Source organism: Vibrio sp. HI00D65, assembly GCF_001635455.1.
GTDB lineage: Bacteria > Pseudomonadota > Gammaproteobacteria > Enterobacterales > Vibrionaceae > Vibrio.
This window is the reverse complement of record NZ_LWEH01000479.1, coordinates 1-207: the sequence shown is the minus strand read 5'-3', so window position 1 is coordinate 207 and position 207 is coordinate 1. Positions and strand designations below refer to the sequence as shown.

The 207-nt window shown below is 55.6% G+C and carries 1 rRNA gene; it reads right to left on the bottom strand.

The window, feature by feature from the left end:
- Positions 1-207, bottom strand: a 23S ribosomal RNA gene (locus A3712_RS22925); the annotation flags it as partial.

Genomic DNA, 207 nt, shown 5'->3' with positions numbered 1-207 from the left:
ACGTTGGACAGGAACCCTTGGTCTTCCGGCGAGGGAGTTTTTCACTCCCTTTATCGTTACTCATGTCAGCATTCGCACTTCTGATACCTCCAGCAGCCCTTACAGGCCACCTTCAACGGCTTACAGAACGCTCCCCTACCCCACGCACATAGTGCGTAGCCGCAGCTTCGGTGTATAGCTTAGCCCCGTTACATCTTCCGCGCAGGC